Source organism: Citricoccus sp. CH26A (assembly GCF_000224415.1).
Taxonomy (GTDB): Bacteria; Actinomycetota; Actinomycetes; order Actinomycetales; family Micrococcaceae; genus Citricoccus.
Genome location: NZ_AFXQ01000003.1, coordinates 163401 through 185633, shown reverse-complemented (window position 1 = coordinate 185633; position 22233 = coordinate 163401). Strand labels below are relative to the sequence as shown.

Sequence of the window (22233 nt, the reverse complement as noted above, 5' to 3'; positions counted from 1 at the left end):
GTTCACTGGTGGCAGATGAGGGATTCGAACCCCCGTAGGCAATGCCAGCTGATTTACAGTCAGCCCCCTTTGGCCGCTCGGGTAATCTGCCGCGGGCCCTCCCCCCGGACGCATCCGTGGAGCAGGCGAGAACTCACTTTACCGGAGCCCTGCCCTGATTCTGAAATCCGTGACGGGTAGGCTGGCCACGACACCGGAAACCACCCACCACGGAAGAGGAGACATGGCCAGCGATTCGACGTTCGACGTGGTCAGCAAGGTCGACAAGCAGGAGGTCAGCAACGCGCTGAACCAGGCCCAGAAGGAGATCGCGCAGCGGTACGACTTCAAGGGCGTCGGCGCGGAGCTCGACTTCAGCGGGGAGTCCATCCTGATGAAGGCGAACTCCGAGGAGCGCGTCAAGGCGGTCCTGGACGTGTTCCAGTCCAAGCTCGTCAAGCGCAACATCTCCCTGAAGTCCCTGGACGCCGGCGAGCCCTACGCCTCCGGCAAGGAGTATCGCCTGGAGGCCTCCATCAAGGAGGGCATCGACCAGCCCACCGCGAAGAAGATCACCAAGCTGATCCGCGACGAGGGACCGAAGTCGGTCAAGGCCACCATCCAGGGTGACGAGCTGAGGGTCTCCTCCAAGTCACGGGACGACCTGCAGTCGACCATCGCCCTGCTCAAGGACTTCGAGGACGCCGACCTGCAGTTCATCAACTTCCGCTAGGAGACGCCGTGCTCTACCTGATCACCCCGGACAGCACCGTCTACACCGCCGACATCGAGCTCGGCCTCGCCCTGGCCGACGAGAAGGCCGGCCGACGCCGCCTGGCCGACCTGGACTGGCGGCCGGACCCGGGCACGGTGGAACCGGCACGGCTGCTGGCCCTGGCCCTGCGGCACGGCATCGACGCCCGCCGGGGCCTGGTGGTGCACGGCGGGTTCGTGGAGCAGGCGCTGGAACCGGTCCGGCTCAGGGCCGTGCAGCAGAACCACCGGCTGGTGACCCAGCAGCTGGAGTCGATCGCGGACGAGCCCCGGTTCGAGGACCGGGCCTGGTTCCGGCACGAGCGGGCGGTGGCGGAGGACGCCCGGCAGGCCGCCAACGGCGCCCTGCGCGAGGCCGAGAAGAGGGCGGAGGAGCTGGCCGCGGACCCCGTGCAGGACCACCTGGTCCGGGCCTGGCAGCGCGCCGGAGGACTGGCCCCGGCAGAGTGACTCAGCCGAGTTGGCGGGCCATGCCCTCCAGCCGCCGGACGCGGTCGCCCATCGGGGGGTGCGTGGAGAACAGCTTCCTCACGTCCCGGAACGGGTTGGCGATCATCAGGTGCGCGGTCGTCTCGAGCCGGGGCTCCTGCGGCAACGGCGCGGCCTGGATCCCGTGCTCCAGCTTGTACAGGGCCGAGGCCAGTGCCAGCGGGTCACCGGTCAGCTTCGACCCGTCCTCGTCGGCGTCATACTCCCGGGTCCGCGAGATGGACATCTGGATCAGCGACGCCGCGATCGGGGCGAGCAGTGACAGGGCGATCAGGGCCAGCGGGTTGACGTTGCGGTTGTCCCGGCCGGCCCCGAAGAACATCAGGAACTGCGCCACCGAGGTGATGACGCCGGCCATGGCCGCGGCCACGGAGGACGTCAGGATGTCCCGGTTGTACACGTGCATCAGCTCGTGTCCGAGCACCCCGCGCAGTTCCCGGGCGTTGAGCATCCGCAGGATCCCCTCGGTACAGCACACCGCGGCGTGCTGCGGGTTCCGTCCGGTCGCGAAGGCGTTCGGGGACGGCGTGGGCGCCACGTAGAGCCGCGGCATCGGCTGGCCGGCCCGGTCGGAGAGCTCGCGGACGATCCGGTACATCTCCGGCTGCTCGGCCTCGGTGACCGGGTAGGCGTGCATGGACCGGATGGCGATCTTGTCGCTGTTCCAGTAGCTGTAGGCGGTCGAGGCCACGCCGATCAGGGCGAAGACCCAGATCCACGCCGCCCGTCCGGTGCCGGCGGCGATCGCGCCGCCGATGGCCAGCAGCACGACGAACATGCCCGCGAACAGCAGGGTCGTCTTCAGTCCGTTGTTGTGGCGGTGCACGCCCACGTCCTCTCGTGTCTCGTGTCCGCTACAACGCAGCCCGGCCCTCGCGGATTCCCCGCGGGGGCCGGGCTGCGGAGGCCGGCGGCGATCACTGCGCGCGGCTGATGCCCACCATCTCCTCGCGCGCGACGACCTTGACGCGTTCGCGCTCGACCGGGCCGGTCTCGGTGGCCGCGGCGCCCAGGGAGAGCTCGTGGGCGTCCAGCTTCAGCCAGCCCTCCCACGTGGTGTACTGGACCCCGCGCTCGGTGAGCAGGTCCAGGATCGACTGCTCGTCCGGGACCTCGGCGGTCCACAGCTCGGGCTGGTCCTCCAGCAGGCAGCCGATCGTCTCCAGGGCATCGCCCTTGGTGTGGCCGATCAGGCCCACGGGGCCGCGCTTGATCCAGCCCGAGGTGTAGACACCGGGCACCGGGGTGCCGTCCTCGTCCAGGACGCGGCCGGCGTCGTTGGGGATGACGCCCCGGCGCTCGTCGAAGGCGAGCCCGGGCACCGGGGACCCGTGGTAGCCGACGGCGCGGTAGACGGCCTGGACCGGGTAGTCGGTGTACTCCCCCGTGCCCTTCACGTTGCCGGTGCCGTCCAGCTCCATGCGCTCCATGCGCAGCCCGGTGACCGCACCGTCCTCGCCGAGGACCTCCACCGGCTGCTGCAGGAAGTGCAGGTGCAGCCGGCGCGAGGCCCCGGTGTCCTGTTCCTCCACCAGCCAGTTGGTCAGCGTGCCGACCATGGTCTTGACCTGGTTGTTGGAGGCGGCCGCCTCCTCGGAGGCGGCGTCGAACTCGAAGTCCTCCGGGTAGAGCACGATGTCCACGTCCTTCGAGTGCGCCAGCTCGCGCAGCTCCAGCGGGGTGAACTTCACCTGGGCGGGGCCGCGGCGGCCGAAGACGTGCACGTCCGTCACCGGGGAGGCCTTCAGGCCGGCGTACACGTTCTCCGGGATCTCGGTCACCAGCAGGTCATCGGCGTGCTTGGACAGCATCCGCGCCACGTCCAGGGCCACGTTGCCGTTGCCGATCACCGCGACCTCCCTGGCGGTCAGCGGCCACTCGCGGTCCACGTCCGGGTGGCCGTCGTACCAGGACACGAAGTCGGCGGCGCCGAAGGAGCCCTCGAGCCCGATGCCCGGGATGTCCAGGTCGGCATCCCGGATGGCACCGGTGGAGAAGACGACCGCGTCGTAGTGGCGGCGCAGGTCCTCCAGGGTCAGGTCGGTGCCGAAGTCCACGTCCCCCAGGAAGCGGATGTCACCACGGTCCATCACCTTGTGCAGGGCCTTGACGATGCCCTTGATCCGCGGGTGGTCCGGGGCCACGCCGTAGCGGATCAGCCCGTACGGGGCGGGGTAGCGGTCGAACAGGTCGATGCTGAGCTCGAAGTCCCGTTCGGCCTTGGTCAGCAGGTCTGCCGTATACACGCCAGCCGGCCCGGCTCCGACGATCGCGAGGCGAAGGGTGCGGTCGGGGGCAGAGGTCACGAAGTGTCCTTCCGTAAGACGAGAGAGCAGACAGCACTCCAGTCTATCCTCCGGGCGACGACGAGGGGCGGTGACGTGCACCTCCGTGGTGCAGGTCACCGACCCTGGGGGGTGAGAACCGGTGGATCAGGCGCGCATGCCGGCGATGGCGCCGGAGGCACGGGAGTGCGCGGTGGCCGCGGTGTCGTCGTTCTTCTCCATCAGTTCACGGGCCTGCACGACCAGGGCCCGCACGGCGTCGGCGGCCTCGAGCCACTTCTGCTCGACCATGTCGTAGTCGGCGTCGTTGTCCGTGGCCTGGTAGTTGGAGGCGACGTAGTTCTTCTGGGACTCGCGGTCACCGATGATGCCCTCGATGCGGCCGGTGATGGCGGCGACCTCGGCCTCGTAGGAGGCGGCTGCGCCGGAGTCGTAGGAGATGGTGCTCATGGGTCATGGTCCTTTCGGGGGTCGGGTGGGAGGGACGAGGGGTGAGCCGGGCGGCTCAGCGGCCCATCGGGAAGTCGACCGGCTGGGCCTCGGCGTCCGAGGTCATCGTCTCCTCCTGGTCGACGTAGGACTTGTACATCTCGCCCTGGCCGACGTTGATCAGGCCCAGGGCCTCGTACAGCTTCTTCTCGCAGGCGTCGACCTCGACCATGAAGTTGTTGTAGGCCACGGCGCCGGAGCCCTTGAAGGTGTGCTTGAGCTGCTCCACGGCGTTCTCGAGGTTCACGACCTCGGCGAGCAGCTGCTCCCCGGAGTCCCCGGAGTCCTGCATGGACTTGTGGAAGACGTCGATGTCCGTCATCTCGAGCTTCATCAGCTGGTTCATCCCCTTGGGTGTCATAGGCCCGGTGGCCCCGTGGCGTGTGGTCCCATCCTCCGAGCCCGGCGCGGGCAGAGTCAACCGGCCCGGATGGGGAGAACTACCCATGTCCGGCCGGTATGGGGTGTCTGCCCGGGGCCGCCGGGACTGGAATGATAGGCAGGGTCGGTGACGGGACACGAGAGGGGGATCGCAGCCCATGGCGATGGACTTCGACGCGCAGCTGATCGAATCGGTGGAGGTGCGCCGGAACCGGTTGACGGCCGCCTTCCTCTTCGGCGCCAACCCCACCGAGCGGCGCTGGCGTGAACGGACCCGGGTCCTCGTCTACGGCGTGGTCACCGCCGCCCTGGCCTGCGCCCTGTGCGTGGCGATCTCCTTCGTGGTCATGGTCATCACCAACTGGCAGGACGAACGCGCCGAGCGCGAGCAGCGCCAGAGCCAGTCCCTGAACGCCGCCCCCTCCTCCCCGTTGCCCGGAAGGTCCTGACGTGCCCCACCCCTACACGCGCATCTCCCTGTCCGGCGAGCGCCGCAACGCGGACCTGCTGCTGCCCTCGGACACCCCCGTCGGGGCGCTGATGCCGCAGATCCTCGACGTCCTGGACGACCGGCCCCGGGAGTCCCTCGGCGCGAAGGTGCTGGTGCGCTCCGACGGGGGCACCGTGCCCGCCGTGCAGACCTTCGCGGAGGCCGGGGTGCTCGACGGCGAGCGCCTCGCGCTGGTCTCGCAGACCGAGGCCCCGCCGGCCCCGATCATCTACGACCTCAACGACACCGTCTCCGACGCCACCGACGCGGTGCCCGGACGCTGGTCGGACACCTACCGGTCCCTCGTCTGCGGGGTGCTCGCCGCTCTCGGTGCCTGGCTGGCCGTCGTCGGGCTGCTGGACCGCCTCCTGGCCGAGGACGCCTGGACCGGGTGGGCCTGCTTCGGCGTGGCCGCCGTGCTGCTCGTCACCGGCGCGTCCCTCGCCGCCCCGGGACGGATGCGGGCGGTCGCCGGGACCCTGGCCGGCACCGGGGCGCTGTTCGCGGCCACCGGGCTCGTGCGCCTGGGACTGGACGCCCCGTGGTTGGCGGTGGGGCTGGGGGCGCTGGCCGCGCTCGTGCTCGGGTTCCTCGGGTTCGTGGTCCGCCGGCCCCTGGCCATGTTCATCGCCGCCGCCGTGACCGGGGGGCTCACCCTGACCTGGGCGGCGGCCCCCGCGGTCGCCGCGTGGGCCATCGGCGGCAGGGACGCGGAGGTGACCGTCGGCGCGGCGGGCATCGCCGGGGTCGTCACGCTGCTGGTGCTGGGCCTGCTGCCGACGATCGCCCTGGGCGCCTCCGGGCTGGCCGGGCTGGACGACGGCCAGGCCGCCGGCCGGCCGGTGCTGCGCACGGACGCCCGGCGGGCCATCGACTCGGCCCACGGCGGGTTGATCGCCAGCGCCATCGCGTGCGCGGTGTCCCTGGCACTGGCCGTGTGGCTGGTGGGCACCGACACCCGCATGCACGCCTTCTCGTTGCCACTGCTGGCGTTCCTGACCCTGGCCGTCGGGCTGCGGGCGCGGTCCTTCCCGCTGGCGGCCCAGCGCATCCCGCTGTACCTGGCCGCCGCGACCGGGGCGCTGGCCCTGGTCCGGTTGGCCGTCGACTTCCTGCCCGAGGCCGATGCCGTGTTCCTGGTGGTCCTGCTCGGCCTCGCCCTGCTGACCGGTTCCGGTCTCTCGGTGACCCTCCCGGAACACGCGCAGGCCCGGGTGCGCCGCACCGGGGACACCCTCGAGGGCCTGGCCCTGTTCGCCGTCATCCCGCTGCTCATCGGCTACTTCGGGATCTACGCCTCACTGTTGGAGACCTTCTGATGACCCGCCTGACCGATCCCTGGACCGACGCCGGCCCCCTGCCGGACCGCCCCCTCCCCGGTTCCGCAGACGCCCGGTGGTCCACCCCGGCGGACCTGCGGTCCGAGGTGGCCCGCGGCCAGGACGACCCGCTGGCCGGCTTCGAGCCGGTCGCCGACCGGGCGGCCCGGCAGTACGCCCGCCGGCCCGCCCTGTCCCTGTGGGCCCGCTCGGCCCGCGCGCTGGGCGCCCTGTTCCGGCACGACCCCACGCCGGAGCGGATGGCCGCCCACGCCCGGGCGATCCAGGCCCCGGTCACCACCGGACGCCGGATCGCGGTGGTGTCCCTGCGCGGCGGCGCCGGCAAGACCACCGTGAGCGCCATGATGGCCCGGACCTTCGCGGCGCTGCGCCCCGAGCCGGTGGCCGCCGTGGACCTGGATCCCGCCCTGGGCTCCCTCGGGCTGCGCCTGGGCAGCACGACCCTGTCCGTGCCCGCCCCCGGCGCGGACCAGCTCGCGGCCGAGCTGTCCGCGATGCCCTCGGCCACCCTCGAGGAGGTGAGCTCCCGGATGGCGGTGTCCGGGGAGGACCTGTTCCACACCGGGCCCCGGGTGGCTGGCCGCCCACTGGGTGACGCGGCGACCACCGCACTGTTCTCCGGCCTCTCCCGGTACTTCCCCGTCACCGTGCTGGACTGCCCCACCGGGCCGCAGTCCCCGGACGCGGCCGCCGCGCTGGCCCGCAGCCACGCCGCCGTGTTCGTCACGCCGGCCACCCCCGCGGGCATCGACGAGGCCGCCGGGTACCTGCGGCACTGGCGGGAGGATTCGTTCCTGTCCTCGGTGCCGGTGGCTGCCGCCGTCGTCGCCACCGACGCGGCCGGGGTCCTGGACCCGCTCGCCCAGGCCGCGGCCCTGAGCCGCGTGGGCGTGCTGTCCGTGGCCCTGCGCCACGACCGGCACCTGGCCACCGGGGTGGGGGTGTCCCTGCCGCTGACGCGTCCGGAGAACCGGATGGCCGTGGCCGAGCTGTCCGGCCGTGTCCTGAGCCTGGCGAACGGGGCCGGTCCGGCGCGGGGAGGACACCGGTGAGCCAGAAGCTCGTCCACCGCCCGGCGCGGACGTCCGCGCCGGCACGCCGGTTCCGGCCGTTCTCGATCGAGGGCCCGCAGCCGGTGGACCCCGCGGCCGCCGAGGCCGGGGGCGGCAGCATCATGACGATCCTGCCGATGCTCGCCGCCGGTGGTTCGATGATGGTGATGATGACGTTCCGGCAGAGCCCCTTCGCCGCGGTGGGTGCCATCGCCATGATGGTCTCGGTGGTGGTGGGCGTGGCCATGTTCGTCTCCACCCGGGGCAAGGCCACCCGGCAGCGCACCCTCCTGCGGGACACCTACACCCGGTACCTGGAGCGCACCCGCGCGAGGCTGCGGGACGAGGAGATCGAGGCGCAGCAGGCCGCCCGCGCCGCCAGCCCGCCACCGGCCGCCCTGTTCGACATCGTCCGGGACCCGGCCCGGCTCTGGGAGCGGCGCCGCTACCACGAGGACTTCCTGCGCTGCCGCATCGGTTCGGGGCGCCTGCCCACCCGGGACATCGGCGTGAACCTGCTGGAGACCGCCACGGCCATCCAGGACGAGTTCATGGTGCGCGAGGCCGAGGTGCTCCAGCGCCGCTTCGAGGCCGCCCCGCACATGCCGGTCACCGTGCCGCTGGACTCCGCTGGGAACATCTCCGTGGTGGGCCCGCGCGAGTTCGTCCTGCAGGTGACCCGGTCCCTGCTGACCGGTGCCGCGGCCCTGCAGTCCCCGGAGGACCTGCGGATCGCGGTCATCACGCCGCGCGACCGGCGCCCGGACTGGGACTGGCTGGAACTGCTCCCCCACCTGGACGACACCTCCGCCCAGCACTTCACCGGCGCGGTCAAGCTCATCGCCCCGGACGCGGGCTCCCTGATGGAACTGCTCGACGCCGACCTGCAGTACCGCTCCAAGGCCGCCGGGGAGAACACCCGGTTCGGCACCGAGCTCACCTCCGGACCGCCCACCCTGTCCCGGCTCGTGGTGGTGGTGGACGGCTACGGCGCGGACGCCCAGGACCTGGACTTCGGCGACTCCCACTTCAGCCTCCAGGCCCGGGGCATCACCGCCCTGCACCTGTGCGCCGACCGGTTGCAGGAACCCTCCGAGGTCTCCCTGCGCCTCACCGACCAGGGCCCGCGCCCGGACGGCCGGACCGGTTTCCTGCTGGAGGACCGGACCCGGGACCAGGGCAGCCCCGAGCGCACCGAGGGCGGGCTGGACCCGCTGGACGAGCACACCGCGGCCGGGATCGTCTCCGAGCTGGCGCCCCTGCGGCTCTCCCTGGACTCGCTCGAGCACACCGGGGCGGAGACCGCCGCCTCACGGTCCTTCCTGCAGATGCTGGAGCTGTCCCCGCAGCTGGACCGGGCCGACGTCGAGCGGCTGTGGCAGCCGCGCCCCCACGCGGACTTCCTGCGCGTGCCCCTGGGACCGGACGAGAAGGGCAAGCCGGTGCTGCTGGACCTGAAGGAGGCCGCGCAACTGGGCATGGGCCCGCACGGGCTCTGCGTGGGCGCCACCGGCTCCGGCAAGTCCGAGATGCTGCGCTCGCTGGTCTTCGGCCTGCTGGCCACCCACTCCCCCGAGGTGCTGGCCATGGTGCTGGTCGACTTCAAGGGCGGGGCCACCTTCGCCCCGTTCGAGGGTGCCCCGCAGGTCACCGGCATCATCACGAACCTCTCGGACGACCTGACCCTGATCGAGCGCGTCTACGCCTCCCTGAACGGGGAGATCCTGCGCCGGCAGGAGGTGCTGAGGTCCGCGGGGAACATCGCCAACATCACCGACTACCAGATCCACCGCGAGGAGCAACTGGCCTCGGGCCGGCAGGACAGGCCGCTGCCGCCGCTGCCCCACCTGGTCGTCATCATCGATGAGTTCGGCGAACTGCTCACGGCCCGCCCGGACTTCATCGACCTGTTCCTGTCCATCGGGCGCATCGGCCGGTCGATCGGCGTGCACCTTCTGCTGAGCTCCCAGCGCATCGAGGCCGGCAAGCTGCGCGGGCTGGAGACCTACCTGTCCTACCGGATCGGGTTGCGCACCCTCTCGGAGTCCGAGTCCCGCACGGTGCTGGACACCCCGGACGCCTTCCACCTGCCCCCGCTGCCCGGGTACGGCTACCTCAAGGTGGACACCACCGTGTACTCCCGGTTCAAGGCCGGCTACGTCTCCGGCCCGATGGAGGACGAGGTGTTCGAGGACGAGGCCGAGGTCCCCGACCCGGCGGACGAGGTCCCGCCCGTGCTGCGGGCCCCGGACTACGCCCTCGTGCTCGAGGAGGCCCGCACCGCCGCGGGGACCGGTGGGACCGCCCCGGCGGGGCCCGTGACGAAGGACGGCCCGGCCCGCCGCACCACCGGACCCACGGTGATGTCCACCATGATGGACACGCTGCGCACCTTCCCCCGTTCGGTGCAGCCGATCTGGCTTCCGCCGCTGCCGCCGGCCATCACCCTGGAACAGGCCGTGGGCGAGCCGAGGAACACCGGTGACGGGCTGCGGCTGCCTGCCGGCGGTGACCTCACCGTGCCCATCGGCCTGCTCGACGACCCCGCCCGCCAGTGGCAGGGGTTGTGGGAGATCGACTTCACCGCCGGCTCCGGCAACCTGCTGGTCCACGGCGGCCCGCAGTCCGGCAAGTCGACCACGCTGCGCACCCTGGTCGGCTCGCTGGCGCTGACCCACTCCCCGCGGCAGGTGGGCATCTACTGCATCGACCTGCTCGGGGCCGGGATGCTGCCCCTGCAGCAGCTGCCGCACGTGGGCGGGGTGGCCATCCGCACCAACCGGGAGGTCATCACCCGCACGGTGGACGAGGTGGCGGGCATGCTCGCCCACCGTGAGCGCATCTTCGAGCAGTACGCCATCGACTCGCTGCCGACCATGCGCAGGATGCACGCCGAGGGCCGCCTGCCCGAGCTGCCCAGCGCGGACATCTTCCTGGTGGTCGACGGCCACGGCCAGTTCGCCGAGGAGTTCGAGGAGCTCGTGCCCAAGGTCACCGCGATCATGACCCGCGGCGGCGGCTACGGCATCCACGTGGTCACCACGGTGAGCCGGAACAACGAGGTCCGCTCCACCCACCAGTCCTTCTTCACGCACCGGCTGGAACTGCGCCTGACCGATGCCGGCGAGTCCACGATCGACCGCAGGCTGGCGGACAACGTCAATCCGGAGGCCCCCGGGCGCGCCCTGACCCCGGCCGGGCTGCAGGCCCACGTGGCCCTGCCGCGGATCGACGGCCGGGCCGAAGCCGGTTCCGTCACCGACGGGCTCAGGGAGCTGGTCGGCCAGGTCGGGTCCTTCACCACCGGATCGGCCATGAAGGTCCGGGTGCTGCCGGGCGTCGTCGAGGCCGCGACCTGCCCCACGCCCGAACGGCAGGGCCTGCTCCCGCTGGGACTGCGCGAACTGGACCTGGGCACCGAGTGCCTCGACCTGGAGCACAAGGACCGCAACCTCATCGTCATGGGCGACGAGGAGACGGGCAAGACGAACCTGCTGCGCAACGTCATCCGCCGCTTCACCGCCACCCACACCGACGAGGAGCTGTTCTTCGTGGTCTGGGACCCGCGGCGGGTGCTCGGCGACGAGGTCCCCGAGGACTACCTGGGCGGTTACGCCACCAACGCGGCCGTGGGCGCCCAGCTGACCAACGCCGTGCTGCAGGAGATCAAGAAGCGCCAGGACCCCGGCCAGGACCAGTCGGTCCCCCAGCGCCGCGCCCGCATGGTCGCCCTGATCGACGACTACGACATCCTCACCGTCGGCGGGGGCCAGTCCCCGCTGGCACCGCTGGTCCCGTTCATCCCGATGGCCGCCGACCTGCGGATGAACTACGTGCTGACCCGGCGCGTGCGCGGGTCCTCCCGCGGCATGTACGAGACTTTCTTCTCCACCCTGCGGGACAACGGGACCTCCGCGCTGATCCTGTCCGGGGACAAGACCGAGGGCAGCCTGATCAACGGCGTCAAGGCGCGCAGGCTGCCCCCGGGGCGCGGCCAGCTGCTCGTCACGGGCAAGCCCGTCATGACGGTCCAGACCTTCCTCGACAGCGCCTCGCGGTGACCGCGACCACGGCCCAGCGTCCCGTCACCCCGGGCGGACTGGCCTACGGGGCGGGGGCCTACCTGTTCTGGGGCGGGCTGCCGCTGTACGTGGCCGCCACGGCCCCGGCCACCGCGCTGGAAGTGGTCCTGGTCCGCATCGGCTTCACCCTGGTCACCTGCGCCGTGCTGCTGTTCGCCCTGCGTCGCTGGCACGAGGTCGGCCGGCTCCTGGGCAGCCCGGGCCGCCTGGGAGCCACCACCCTCGCCTCGGTGCTCATCGGCGCGAACTGGGCCATCTACACCTACGCGGTGGTCTCCGGGCAGACCCTGGAGGCGGCGATGGGCTACTTCATCCTGCCTCTCGTCTCCGTCCTGGCCGGCGTCGTGATGTTCGGCGAACGGCTGCGCCCGGCCCAGTGGGTGTCCGTGGGCCTGTCCGTGGCCGCGGTAGCGGTCATGGTGGTCGGTCACGGGTCCTTCCCCTGGCTCGCGGTGGGCCTGGCCCTGAGCTTCGGCGGCTACGGGATCGCCAAGAACCGACTCGGGGTCTCCGTGAACCCGGTGTCCTCGCTCGCCGCCGAGACCGTGGTCCTGGTCCCGGTGATGGCGGCCGGTGTCTGGTGGCTGTCCGCATCGGGCCGGCTCACCCTGCTCTCCGAAGGTGCCGGTCATTTCTGGATCCTGGCCGCCTCCGGACTGGTCACGGCCATCCCGCTGATCCTCTTCGGTGCCGCCGCCGGGCGCCTGCCGCTGTCCGTGATGGGCATGCTTCAATACCTGACCCCGGTGATCCAGTTCCTCGTGGCGCTCCTGGTCTTCGGTGAGGAGATGACCGCCGGCCGGTGGGCCGGGTTCATCCTCGTCTGGTGTGCCCTGCTGGTCCTCAGCTGGGACTCGCTGCGGGCCGCACGGCGGCAGCCGCGGGGGTGATCCCGGGCCCGGACAGCCCGGGCGGGGATCACCCCGCGGCGTCGCGGACGACCGCCTCGACCACGTCCATCGCCTCGAGCAGCAGGTCCTCGCCGATCACCAGCGGCGGCAGCAGCCGGACGACGTTGCCGTAGGTCCCGGCGCTGAGGATCACCACGCCCTGGGACCGGCAGCCGGCGATGATCCCCTGCACGATCTCCGCGTCCGGCTCGCGGGTGCCGGGCCGCACGAACTCCAGGGCGAGCATGGCGCCGCGGCCGCGGACGTCCCCGATGACGCCCGTCTGGGCGGCCAGGGCCTCCAGGCGGGGACGGACGATCTGCTCGATCCGCCGGGCCCGGCCGCTCAGGTCCTCCTGGCGCATGGTGGCGATCGCGCCGAGGGCGGCCGCGCAGGCCACCGGGTTGCCGCCGTAGGTGCCGCCCAGGCCACCGCCGTGGACGGCGTCCAGCAGTTCGGCCCGGCCCACCACGCCGGCCAGCGGCAGGCCTCCGGCCATGCCCTTGGCCACGGTGATGAGGTCCGGGACGATCCCCTCGTGCTCCGCGGCGAACCACGCCCCGGTGCGGCAGAACCCCGTCTGGACCTCGTCGGCGATCAACACGATGCCCTGTTCGCGGGCGTACTCGGCCAGTCGCGGCAGGAAACCGGGGGCCGGGACGATGAACCCGCCCTCGCCCTGGACCGGTTCGATGACGATCGCCGCGATGTTCCGGCCGCCGACCTGGCTCTGCATCATCCGGATCGCGCGCTCCGCGGCCTCGCGGCCGGTGGTCTGCGGATTCTCCTCGCGGAACGGATAGCTCATCGGGGCCCGGTAGACCTCCGGGGCGAAGGGGCCGAACGTCGTCCCGTCCCCGCCCTTGTAGGGTGTGTTCTTGGCGGTGAGGGCCATCGTGAGGTTGGTCCGGCCGTGGTAGCCGTGGTCGAAGGCCACGACGGCGGAGCGGCCGGTGGCGATGCGGGCGATCTTGACGGCGTTCTCCACGGCCTCCGCACCCGAGTTGAACAGCACGGCCTTCTTGGCGTGGTCCCCCGGGCTCAACTCGACCAGGGCCTCGCAGACGGCCACGTACCCCTCGTAGGGCGAGACCATGAAGCAGGTGTGGGTGAAGTGCCCGACCTGCTCCCGCACGCCCTCGACCACGGCGGGGGCCGAGGCGCCGACGCTCGTCACGGCGATGCCGGACCCGAGGTCGATGAACGCGTTGCCGTCCACGTCCACGAGGATCCCGCCGTCGGCGTCCTGGACGTAGAACGGCTGTCCGGAGGACACCCCGGCGGCCACCACCCGCTCGCGACGGGCGGCCAGGGCCGCGGAGCGCGGGCCCGGCAGGTCGGTGGTCAGGGTGCGCTGCTGGTCCAGGCGGTACTCGATGGTCATGACGACGAGCGTAGTGGCGCCTCCCACGGCAGAGATAGGGCGGGGCTCCACGGCATCCCGGCCCGGGACCGGCCGATCGGGGCCGGAGCCTAGACTGAGGACCATGTCTGCCGAACCCCTCTTCCTCGCCCGCTTCAAGGACCTCGTCCCCGCCCACCTGGACACCCCGTGGTCACCCGAGGACGGCCTGGAGGCCGGTGAACTGGACGCCCTGCTGTCCGCCTCGCCCGCCGGGCAGGCCGCGCAGGCCGCCGGCGGCACCTTCCGCGTCCCGCTGGCGCTCTACGAGTTCCACCAGGCCCTGGGCAACTGCCCGGACCTGCTGGAGACGGGGCACTTCTTCTGGGACGCCGACGAACTGGACGTGCGGGACGGGTACCTGATGTTCCTGGAGGATGCCGAGGAGAGCACCGTCTGGGGGCTGCCGGTCGCGGACGTCTCCCTGCCGGACCCGCTGGTCTGGCGCCGCACCACCGGGGCGGACGAGGAGCACGGCGAGTGGAGCTGCGAGGGCGGCACCTTCAGCGAGTTCACCCTGGACCTGCTGGAGTGGACCTTCGAGGAGGAGGGCGAGGACGCGTGATCCCGTCCCACGCCCCCGAAGGGTATGTCTGCCCGTTCTGCGGCCTGGTCAACGGCGACGTGTCCGACCCGGACAACCGCTGCGAGCTCGAGGACCTCGTCTACCAGGACGAGGACGTGATCGTGTTCATCGCCGTGGACGGCTTCGGACCGTACGAGGGGCACGCGATGATCTCCCCGGCCCGGCACTACGAGACGCTCTACGAGCTCCCGGACCACGTGCTGCAGAGGATCGCGCTGATGGCCCGCCACGTCGCCCTGGCCATGAAGCGGGCCTGGGGGCCGGAGGGCATCTCCACCCGCCAGCACAACGAGCCGGCCGGGAACCAGCACGTGTGGCACTACCACCTGCACGTGTTCCCGCGCTGGAGTGACGACATGCTCTACCGCCAGATGCGGCACGCCGTCGAGCCGGAGGTCCGGGCCCTGAAGGCCCGGGAGCTCGCCATCACCCTGGAGGACGTCCTGGCTCAGGCGTCGCGGCGGACCACGTAGTCGGCGAAGGCCTCGAGGGCGTCCTTGACGGGCGAGTCCGGCAGGGGGGCCAGGGCGGCACGGGCGTCGTCGGCCCAGCCGCGGGTGATCTCCCACGCGGACTCGATCACCGGGTGCGCGGACACGGCGGCGACGGCGGCGACCAGCTGGTCGTCCGTGTCCAGCGGCCCGTCCACCAGCTCCAGTGCGGACCGGGCCGCGGCGTCCCCGCGGGCGGCCTCCTGGCGCAGCAGCAGCACCGGCAGGGTGGGCACCCGCTCCTTGAGGTCGGTGCCGGGGACCTTGCCCGAGGTGTCCGAGGCGCTGGTCAGGTCGATCACGTCGTCGGCCAGCTGGAAGGCCATGCCGACCTTCTCGCCGTAGTCCTCCAGCGTGTCCACGGTGGCCTCGTCGGCGCCGCCGAAGAAGGCGCCCAGGCGGCCGGCCGCGGCGATGAGCGACCCGGTCTTGCCGGAGATCACGCGGAGGTAGTGCTCGAGGGGGTCCTGGTCCTGTTGCGGGCCCACGGTCTCCCACAGCTGGCCCATCACGAGCCGCTCGAAGGTGCGGGCCTGGATGGCCACGGCCTCGGGCCCGAGCGAGGCCATCAGCTGCGAGGCGCGGGCGAAGATCAGGTCCCCGGCCAGGATGGCCACGGAGTTGCCCCACAGCTCGTGGGCGGCCGGTGCCCCGCGGCGCACGGGCGCCTCGTCCATGACGTCGTCGTGGTACAGGGTGGCCAGGTGCGTCAGTTCCATCACGACGGCGGCCGAGCGGACCGCCGCGGACACCTCGCCGACCTGCCCGGTGCCGACGCCGGGGTCGCCCAGCAGGGAGGACAGGACGGTCAGCAGGGGACGGACGCGCTTGCCACCGGCCTCCAGCAGGTGGCGGCTGGTCAGGTCGGCCAGCTGGTCGGCGTTCGCCACGGCCTCGGCGAGCTCCTGCTCGACCCGGTCCAGGGCGGTCGCCACCGTGGCCAGCAGCTCGCCGTTCTCGGCCAGGCGCTCGAAGCCGGGTGGCAGCGCGAGGCTGCCCACGGAGACGTCGGGTTCAGGAGAGGTCACCGGGACAGCCTATCCAACCTTCACCTCGCGGGAGGCATCGGGCCCCAGCGTGGTGGCCGCCGGGACCGCGGACTCCAGCAGCCGCACCAGCCGGTCCACCGGCGCGGTGCCGTCCGCGTCCACCAGGTTCGCCATCACCTGCACCACCCGGCGCAGCATCGCCGGTGTCCGCATGCCCGCGGCCAGGGCGGCCCTGAGCACGGCGGGGTGGCCGATGAGCCGGGCGAACGAGGACCCCAGGGCGAAGTGCCCGCCCCACGTCTCGTGGGTGAGCAGCGGGTACCGGGCGAGCTCGGCCTCCCGGCCGGCCGGCCTGGCGCGCCGCAGGGCGCTCACCGTGACGTCCGCGGCCAGCCGCGCGGCCTCCATGGCGAAGGAGATGCCCTCCCCGTTGAAGGGGGAGACCATGCCGGCCGAGTCCCCCACCAGCAGCATCCCGGGCACGTGCTGCGGGGTGCGGTTGAAGCCCATCGGCAGGGCCGCGCCCAGGATCCTCGACTCACGGGTCTGTTCGCTCAGCCCCCACGTCTCGGTCAGGGCCCCGCTCCAGTCCTTGAGGATGGCGCGGTAGTCGAGCTTGCCGAACTGCGGGGAGGTGTCCAGGATGCCGAGCCCCACGTTGACGGTGCCGTCCCCCAGGGGGAACAGCCAGCCGTAACCGGGCAGCAGGTTGCCGTCCGCGTCCGGGAGCTGCAGCCAGGACTCCATCCACTCGTCGTCGTGGCGCGGGGAGGAGTAGTAGGCGCGCACGGCCACGCCCATGGGCCGGTCGTCCCGCTTGGACAGCCCGGCCGAGACGGCGGTTCGGGTCGAGTTGCCGTCCGCGGCGATCACCACGTCGGCGTGGAAGTCGCGGGACTCGCCGGTCTTCCGGCCCCGTCCGTCCAGCAGGTCGGCGCGCAGCCCGGTCACGGTGCCGGCCCCGTCCCGCAGCACCGAGCTCACCGAGTGGCGCTCCAGGATGGTGGCGCCTGCGGCGCGCGCGTGGGCGGCGAGCAGTTCGTCGAAGTCGTTGCGGGTGCGCACCAGGGCGTAGTCCGGCCAGGTGTCGGTCTGGGGCCAGGGCACCTCCACGGCGCGGCCCCCGGCCACCAGCCGCAGGCCCCGGATGTGCTGCCAGCCGTCCTCGGGGGCGTGGGCGAGGCCCATCAGGTTCATCTCGCGCACCGCCTGCGGCGTCAGCCCGTCCCCGCAGACCTTCTCCCGCGGGTAGGCGGTCTTCTCCAGGACGATGACCTCGACGCCGGCCCTCGCCAGGTGCCAGGCCGCCGTCGCCCCGGCCGGGCCGCCCCCGGCGATCAGTACCCGGGTTCTCGTTGCAGATTCCACCCGGCCATTCTCCCAGACCGCCCGGCCCCTGCCGGGCCGGTAGGCTTGACGGGTCATGAACACCCCCGGTATTGGGGCGCCCGCACCGCGACTGGCGTCCGTCACCTCCGCCCGCCCCGTCCCCGGGGGCGCGGCCCTGGCGGACCTGCTGGTCTCCGGCGACGAGTGCGCCTGGATCCGCTTCGGGGAGGGGATGGTCGGACTCGGCACCGCCGCCCGGTTCACCACCACCGGGCCCGGCCGCTTCGACGCCGCCCGGCGCTGGTGGATGGCCGCCACGGCCGCGGAGGCCGCGGACACGTCCCGGACCTCCCTGCCCGACGCCGGCCTGCCCCGCCGTGCCCCCCTCGCCTTCGCCGCGTTCGCCTTCGCCGACGACAGCCCCGTCGACTCGGTCCTCGTGGTCCCCGAGTTCGTCGTCGGGTCCACGGGAGGCCGGACCAGGCTGTCCTGGCAGGTGGACCTCAACTCCCCCGAGTACGCGGCGCGTGCGGCCGCCGGCTGGCGCCCCGACGCCCGGGAGGCCGAGGAGCGGCTGGCCGCCCTGCTCGCGGTCCCGGTCCTCCCCCGGCCGGCCGGCGCCGCCCTCGAGCTCACCGAGGGCGTCATCTCCGCGGACGGGTACCGCGAGGCCGTCGCCCGCGGGGTGCGGGAGATCGAGGCGGGGGCGCTGACGAAGCTCGTCCTGGCCCGGGACGCCGTGGTCACCGGCGCCGTCGACGTCCCGCAGGTGCTGCGCACCCTGACGGAGCAGTACCGGGACTGCTGGACCTACGCGGTGGGCGGGCTCATCGGGTCCACGCCGGAGATGCTCGTCAAGGTGGACGGCGACACGGCCCGGGCCCGCGTGCTGGCCGGCACCCTGGACCGCGACGGCGCGCCGTCCGGCGCGGACGGCGCCGACCACGCCCGCCAGCACCTCGTCGAGGACCGCAAGCAGCGTCACGAGCACCGCCTGGCCGTCGACTCCCTGACGGAACGGCTGCGGCCCTTCACCACGGCGCTCGAGGCCCCGGAGGTGCCGTTCGTCCTGGAACTGCCCAACGTGTGGCACCTCGCCACGGACGTCACGGCCCGGCTGGTGGGTGCCGACGGCGCACGGCGCACCGGGCCCGGTGCCCTGGCGCTGACCGAGGTGCTGCACCCCACCGCGGCCGTGTGCGGCACCCCGCGGGACACCGCCGCCGCGCTCATCCACCGGCTCGAGGCCGAGGACCACGGCCTGGACCGGGGCCTCTACGCCGGCCCCGTGGGCTGGCTGGACGGCAACGGCAACGGCGAGTTCGGCATCGCGCTGCGGGGGGCGGTCGTCGAGGACGAGCACACGGTGCGCCTCTACGCCGGCTGCGGGATCGTGGCCGCCTCGGACCCGGCGGCCGAGCTGGCCGAGACCGGCGCGAAGATGCGGCCCATGCTCCAGGCCCTGGGCCTGCGCGCCGGGGCCGTCCCGTCCGAGCTCAGTCCGCCAGCCGGCCCGGGGCGTGCTCGAAGATGACCGAGGTGTTCGTGGCCGCCACCTCCTCGCGCACGCTCAGGGTCTCGGACACCAGCGCGCGCAGGGCGGCGGCGTCCTTCACGGCCACGTGCAGCAGGAAGTCCCGGTCCCCGGAGACGAAGTACACGCGCTGCGTGGCCGGCAACCGCTCCAGGTAGTCCTGGAACCGCTTGAGCCCGGCCCGGGCGTGGGAGTGCAGGCGGATCGAGATCAGCGCCTCGAGCCCCAGGCCCAGCACCACCGGGTCCACGGTGGCGTGGAAGCCCGAGATGGCGCCGGAGGCCACGAGTGCCCGGACCCGCTTGTGGCAGGTCGACTCCGCGATCCCCACCCGCGTGGCCAGCTCGCTGAAGGGCATCCGCCCGCTGCGCTGCAGGACCCGCAGCAGGGCCAGGTCGATCTCGTCGGGCACGGTGGAATCCTTCGATTTCTGGGCGGAACGCGAGGATTCCGCCGTTGTCACCCCCAGACTAGGTGAGATCTGTCACGCTGGTCTGCATGAACACTGCACTCGTCATCGGCGCTGGAATCGTGGGCCTCAGCACGGCCTGGCATCTGCAGGAACGGGGCGTGGACGTCACGGTCCTGGACCGGGAGGGCGTGGCCGCCGGGTCCTCGTGGGGCAATGCCGGCTGGCTCTCCCCCGGCAAGACCATCCCCCTCGCCGAGCCGGGGCTGTGGACCTACGGCCCCACCGCGCTGCTGGACCCGGACGCCGCCCTGCACGTCCCGGCCCGCTGGGACCCGGCGACGTGGTCCTTCTTCGCCCGGTTCATGGCCCACGCCAGCCACCGGACCTGGGACCGGACCATGGCGGCCCTGACCCCGATCGACCGGATGGCCCTGGAGGCCTTCGACGAGCTGACCGGCTCGGGGGTGGACTCGTGGACGCGCGAGGGGCCGTTCATCGTCGGGTTCACCGAGGAGCGCCACGCCACCGGCTTCCTGCGCGAGGTGGAGGGCGTCGTCCGGCACGGGCAGGACGTGCCGCTCGAGCGGGTGGAGCACCCCCGCGAGCTGGCCCCCCAGCTCTCCGACGCGGTCGGCGTGGTCTACCGCATGGACGGCCAGCGGTTCATCGAGCCCGGGCCCTTCGTCCAGGCCCTGGCCGACTCCGTGGTGGCCCGGGGCGGGACCCTGCGCACCGACGCCGAGGTCACCTCGATCACGACCGGCGGGGCCCATCCGGGCGTCGTGCTCTCCACGGGCGAGGCGCTGGGCGCGGACGCGGTGGTCGTGGCCACCGGCGCCTGGCTGCCGAGGCTGGTGCGTGACCTCGGCGTGAAGGTGCGCGTCCAGGCCGGCCGCGGCTACTCGTTCACGGTGGCCACCGAGCAGCCGGCGCGGCACTCCGTGTACCTGCCGTTCCAGCGCATCGCCTGCACCCCGTACCAGGGGCGGTTCCGGATCGCCGGCACCATGGAATTCCGCGGGCCCGACGAGCCGCTGCAGCCCCGCCGGATCCAGGCGATCGTCAACCAGGCCCGGAACCTGATGACCGGGGTGGACCTGGACCACCGCCAGGACGAGTGGGTCGGCTCGCGCCCGGTGACCCCGGACGGACTGCCGATCGTGGGCGCCACCCGCGCCCCCGGCGTGTTCGTGGCCGGCGGTCACGGCATGTGGGGCGTCGTGCTGGGCCCGGCCACCGGCAAGCTGCTCGCCCAGCAGATCCTCACCGGCCGGACCGACCCGGCGATCGCCCCGTTCGACCCGCTGCGCTAGAAGCTGTCCCGCACCGCCTGCTCCACGAGCCGGCGCACCTCCGGCCGGGCGGCCCGGTCCGACCGCAACTCCAGCACGCGGCGTCCCCGGACCGGGTTGCCCAGGCCGAGGGCGGCGATCAGGTCCCGCTCGCTGGTGACCGGCGCCCACGCCACGCCGTAGGCCGCGCACAGCTCCCGCACGTCCACCGCGTGGGGCGTGCCGAAGAACCGTTCCACCACCGGGCCCATGCCCGGGCGCCCGGCCACCTCCCCGTGCTCCAGGCCGGCGAAGATCGCCCCGCCGCCATCGTTGACCACCACGATGTCCAGGTCCGGTTCGGCCTCCCCGGGCCCGATCAGCAGCCCGCCCGCATCGTGCAGCAGCGTCAGGTCCCCGCACAGCAGCACGGTGCGCCGGCCGGTGGCCAGGGCGATGCCGCTGGCGGTGGAGACCGTGCCGTCGATCCCGGACAGCCCGCGGTTGGCGTAGACCACCGAGGCCGGTGCCGTGGGCGGTCGCCAGGACAGGTTCACGTCCCGGATCACGGACGAGGACCCCAGCACCAGGGGGCCGGCCACCGTGGTGGCCACCAGCTGGCCGGTGCGCAGCGCTCCCGGGTGGCCGACGTCGTCGTGCCGGGTGGCCAGCGCGTCGTCCAGCGCGGACTGGGCGCGGTGGCCGGCCCGCTGCCAGTCCGTCAGCCAGCCGGTGGGGCCCCGGCCGGCCACGACGGCCAGCTCCTCGAGGTCCTCCACCGGGCGCTCGCGCCGGCTGCCCGGCACGAACCAGGCCACCGGCTCGGGCTGGTGGAACGCCGTGTGCAGGTCCTCCCTGCCCAGCAGGGCGGTGACCTGGCGGGTCAGGGTGGGCCGGCCGAACAGGATGACCTGCTCGATGCGCCCGGCCAGCGGGTGCGAGTCCTCGCCCAGCCCCCCGGCGGACCCGATCAGCAAGGGGTAGGCGCCGATCGCGTTGGGGCCGAACCGGGCGTTGGACCCCGGCTCGGCGAACAGCGGCAGCCCGAGCGCCGAGGCGAACGCGGCGGGCAGCGGTCCGGAGCCGTGCCCGGCCACCACCACGGTGCGGGCCTCGTGCAGCCGGGAGACCTCCAGGTCCAGTTGCTCGCTCAGGTCCACGGGGCTGATGACCAGGTCCCCGTCCGGTCCGGTGAGCAGTTCCTCGCCGGCGCCGGCGTCCCAGCCGGGCTCGGGAACGTCCGAGGCGTCCGGCACCAGCGGGTCCCGGAGGCGCAGGTTCAGGTGCACGGGGCCCGGGGCGGACTCGCGGACGGCCACCCCGGGGACCCCGCCGAAGCCCTCCACGTCCTCGGTGTCGAAGCCGTTGGCCGCCAGCAGCGCGCGCGAGACCGTGCTGGCCAGGTGCTCGCGGTGCTCCCGCAGTGCGGCGGCCACCGGGTCCGCGTCCGGACCGGAGACCTGGGCGGCCTCCGCGGCCAGCCAGGCGGGGATCTCGTCGGACCCCTCGGGCACCGGCACGTCCCCGGAGAGCGTCTCGGAGAAGCGCACGTGCAGGGGAAAGATCCCGTCCTGGGCCGTGGTCTGGTTGGCCCCGGTGCCCTGCAGCTCCACCGGGCGGTCCGCGGTCAGCGCGATGAGCTGCACGCCCGCGTGGTCGGCCTCCATCAGGGCCGGCAGCAGGTTGCCCACCGCGGTCCCCGACGTGGTCACGACGCCGACCGGCCGGCCCGAGGCCAGCGACAGTCCCAGTGCGGTGAAGGCGGCCACGCGTTCGTCGATGCGCACGTGCAGGCGCACCCGGCCGGCCTTCTCGGCCTCGGCCAGGGCGTAGACCAGGGGTGCGGAGCGGGAGCCGGGGGCGATGACGGCCTCGCGCAGACCGCCGTCGAGCAGTGCCTCGGTGACCGTGCGGGCGACCTGCAGGGAGTCCAGGGAGGGGTCCATGGGCACATCCTACGGACCGCGC

At 72.9% G+C, this 22233-nt stretch carries 20 protein-coding genes and 1 tRNA gene; 11 read left to right on the top strand and 10 right to left on the bottom strand.

The genetic code is table 11. The annotated features are described in order from the left end of the window. Positions 1-6 precede the first annotated feature (6 nt). A tRNA-Tyr gene (locus CITRI_RS0103305) sits at positions 7-91 on the bottom strand. A 132-nt stretch (positions 92-223) separates the two neighbouring features. Between CITRI_RS0103305 and CITRI_RS0103300 the strand changes: the two genes are divergently transcribed. Further along, positions 224-712, top strand: coding sequence for a YajQ family cyclic di-GMP-binding protein (locus tag CITRI_RS0103300; RefSeq protein ID WP_010143175.1), 489 nt, complete (start codon positions 224-226; stop codon positions 710-712). A gap of 8 nt (positions 713-720) precedes the next feature. Beyond that, positions 721-1203, top strand: coding sequence for a hypothetical protein (locus tag CITRI_RS0103295; RefSeq protein ID WP_010143174.1), 483 nt, complete (start codon positions 721-723; stop codon positions 1201-1203). A gap of 1 nt (position 1204) precedes the next feature. Here the strand turns inward: CITRI_RS0103295 and htpX are convergent, their stop codons facing one another. From htpX to CITRI_RS0103275, 4 genes are all read right to left on the bottom strand, one after another. Next, positions 1205-2068, bottom strand: a complete 864-nt coding sequence (gene htpX, locus CITRI_RS0103290) for a zinc metalloprotease HtpX (RefSeq protein ID WP_010143172.1) — start codon at positions 2066-2068, stop codon at positions 1205-1207. Between the two features lie 91 nt (positions 2069-2159). Further along, complete coding sequence (locus CITRI_RS0103285) at positions 2160-3548, bottom strand: FAD-dependent oxidoreductase (protein ID WP_010143171.1); 1389 nt, start codon at positions 3546-3548, stop codon at positions 2160-2162. A 126-nt stretch (positions 3549-3674) separates the two neighbouring features. Further along, positions 3675-3977: a hypothetical protein gene (locus CITRI_RS20390; RefSeq protein ID WP_010143170.1), complete on the bottom strand. Its 303-nt coding sequence runs from the start codon at positions 3975-3977 to the stop codon at positions 3675-3677. A gap of 55 nt (positions 3978-4032) precedes the next feature. After that, positions 4033-4362, bottom strand: coding sequence for a hypothetical protein (locus tag CITRI_RS0103275; protein WP_010143169.1), 330 nt, complete (start codon positions 4360-4362; stop codon positions 4033-4035). A gap of 193 nt (positions 4363-4555) precedes the next feature. Here CITRI_RS0103275 and CITRI_RS16135 point away from each other — a divergent pair, with 193 nt between their 5' ends. The 5 genes from CITRI_RS16135 to rarD are packed head-to-tail and all read left to right on the top strand — an operon-like array spanning position 4556 to position 12251. Continuing rightward, the gene (locus tag CITRI_RS16135; protein WP_010143168.1) at positions 4556-4846 is read left to right on the top strand and encodes a hypothetical protein; all 291 of its coding nucleotides are present in this window, start codon (positions 4556-4558) and stop codon (positions 4844-4846) included. Between the two features lies 1 nt (position 4847). Continuing rightward, positions 4848-6206: a type VII secretion integral membrane protein EccD gene (eccD, locus tag CITRI_RS0103265; RefSeq protein WP_010143167.1), complete on the top strand. Its 1359-nt coding sequence runs from the start codon at positions 4848-4850 to the stop codon at positions 6204-6206. Beyond that, a complete protein-coding gene (locus tag CITRI_RS18300; protein ID WP_010143166.1) occupies positions 6206-7279 on the top strand; it encodes a hypothetical protein in 1074 nt (357 codons plus the stop codon). Before eccD ends, CITRI_RS18300 begins: the two co-directional genes overlap by 1 nt. Further along, entirely contained in the window at positions 7276-11340 is a 4065-nt protein-coding gene (locus tag CITRI_RS0103255) for a type VII secretion protein EccC (protein ID WP_010143165.1), read from the top strand. The genes CITRI_RS18300 and CITRI_RS0103255 overlap by 4 nt, the downstream gene beginning before the upstream one ends. Continuing rightward, positions 11337-12251 (top strand): EamA family transporter RarD, encoded by a 915-nt coding sequence (gene rarD / locus CITRI_RS0103250; protein WP_010143164.1) that lies wholly within the window; start codon positions 11337-11339, stop codon positions 12249-12251. The genes CITRI_RS0103255 and rarD overlap by 4 nt, the downstream gene beginning before the upstream one ends. 28 nt (positions 12252-12279) lie before the next feature. Here the strand turns inward: rarD and gabT are convergent, their stop codons facing one another. Continuing rightward, positions 12280-13635 carry a 4-aminobutyrate--2-oxoglutarate transaminase gene (gene gabT, locus CITRI_RS0103245; protein WP_010143163.1) on the bottom strand — a complete coding sequence of 452 codons (1356 nt, stop codon included), beginning with the start codon at positions 13633-13635 and terminating at the stop codon, positions 12280-12282. Between the two features lie 103 nt (positions 13636-13738). Here gabT and CITRI_RS0103240 point away from each other — a divergent pair, with 103 nt between their 5' ends. Together CITRI_RS0103240 and CITRI_RS0103235 are read left to right on the top strand one after the other, a co-directional pair. Next, on the top strand, positions 13739-14218 hold the full coding sequence (locus CITRI_RS0103240; protein WP_010143162.1) for a hypothetical protein: 480 nt from the start codon (positions 13739-13741) through the stop codon (positions 14216-14218). Continuing rightward, entirely contained in the window at positions 14215-14712 is a 498-nt protein-coding gene (locus tag CITRI_RS0103235; RefSeq protein ID WP_010143161.1) for an HIT family protein, read from the top strand. Before CITRI_RS0103240 ends, CITRI_RS0103235 begins: the two co-directional genes overlap by 4 nt. Here CITRI_RS0103235 and CITRI_RS0103230 read toward each other — a convergent pair. Further along, positions 14688-15758, bottom strand: a complete 1071-nt coding sequence (locus CITRI_RS0103230) for a polyprenyl synthetase family protein (protein WP_010143160.1) — start codon at positions 15756-15758, stop codon at positions 14688-14690. The two genes, CITRI_RS0103235 and CITRI_RS0103230, sit on opposite strands and share 25 nt — an antisense overlap. A 9-nt stretch (positions 15759-15767) precedes the next feature. Next, positions 15768-17087, bottom strand: coding sequence for a geranylgeranyl reductase family protein (locus CITRI_RS0103225; protein WP_010143159.1), 1320 nt, complete (start codon positions 17085-17087; stop codon positions 15768-15770). A gap of 55 nt (positions 17088-17142) precedes the next feature. On the opposite strand from CITRI_RS0103225, the gene CITRI_RS16125 reads away from it, so the two are divergent. Further along, entirely contained in the window at positions 17143-18582 is a 1440-nt protein-coding gene (locus tag CITRI_RS16125) for an isochorismate synthase MenF (protein ID WP_010143157.1), read from the top strand. Here the strand turns inward: CITRI_RS16125 and CITRI_RS16120 are convergent. Beyond that, positions 18545-18994 carry an Lrp/AsnC family transcriptional regulator gene (locus tag CITRI_RS16120; protein ID WP_010143156.1) on the bottom strand — a complete coding sequence of 150 codons (450 nt, stop codon included), beginning with the start codon at positions 18992-18994 and terminating at the stop codon, positions 18545-18547. The genes CITRI_RS16125 and CITRI_RS16120 overlap by 38 nt on opposite strands. Before the next feature lie 86 nt (positions 18995-19080). Here CITRI_RS16120 and CITRI_RS0103210 point away from each other — a divergent pair, with 86 nt between their 5' ends. Further along, complete coding sequence (locus tag CITRI_RS0103210) at positions 19081-20307, top strand: FAD-binding oxidoreductase (RefSeq protein ID WP_029139006.1); 1227 nt, start codon at positions 19081-19083, stop codon at positions 20305-20307. Here CITRI_RS0103210 and menD read toward each other — a convergent pair. Next, positions 20304-22211: a 2-succinyl-5-enolpyruvyl-6-hydroxy-3-cyclohexene-1-carboxylate synthase gene (menD, locus tag CITRI_RS0103205; protein ID WP_010143154.1), complete on the bottom strand. Its 1908-nt coding sequence runs from the start codon at positions 22209-22211 to the stop codon at positions 20304-20306. The two genes, CITRI_RS0103210 and menD, sit on opposite strands and share 4 nt — an antisense overlap. Between the last annotated feature and the right edge of the window lie 22 nt (positions 22212-22233).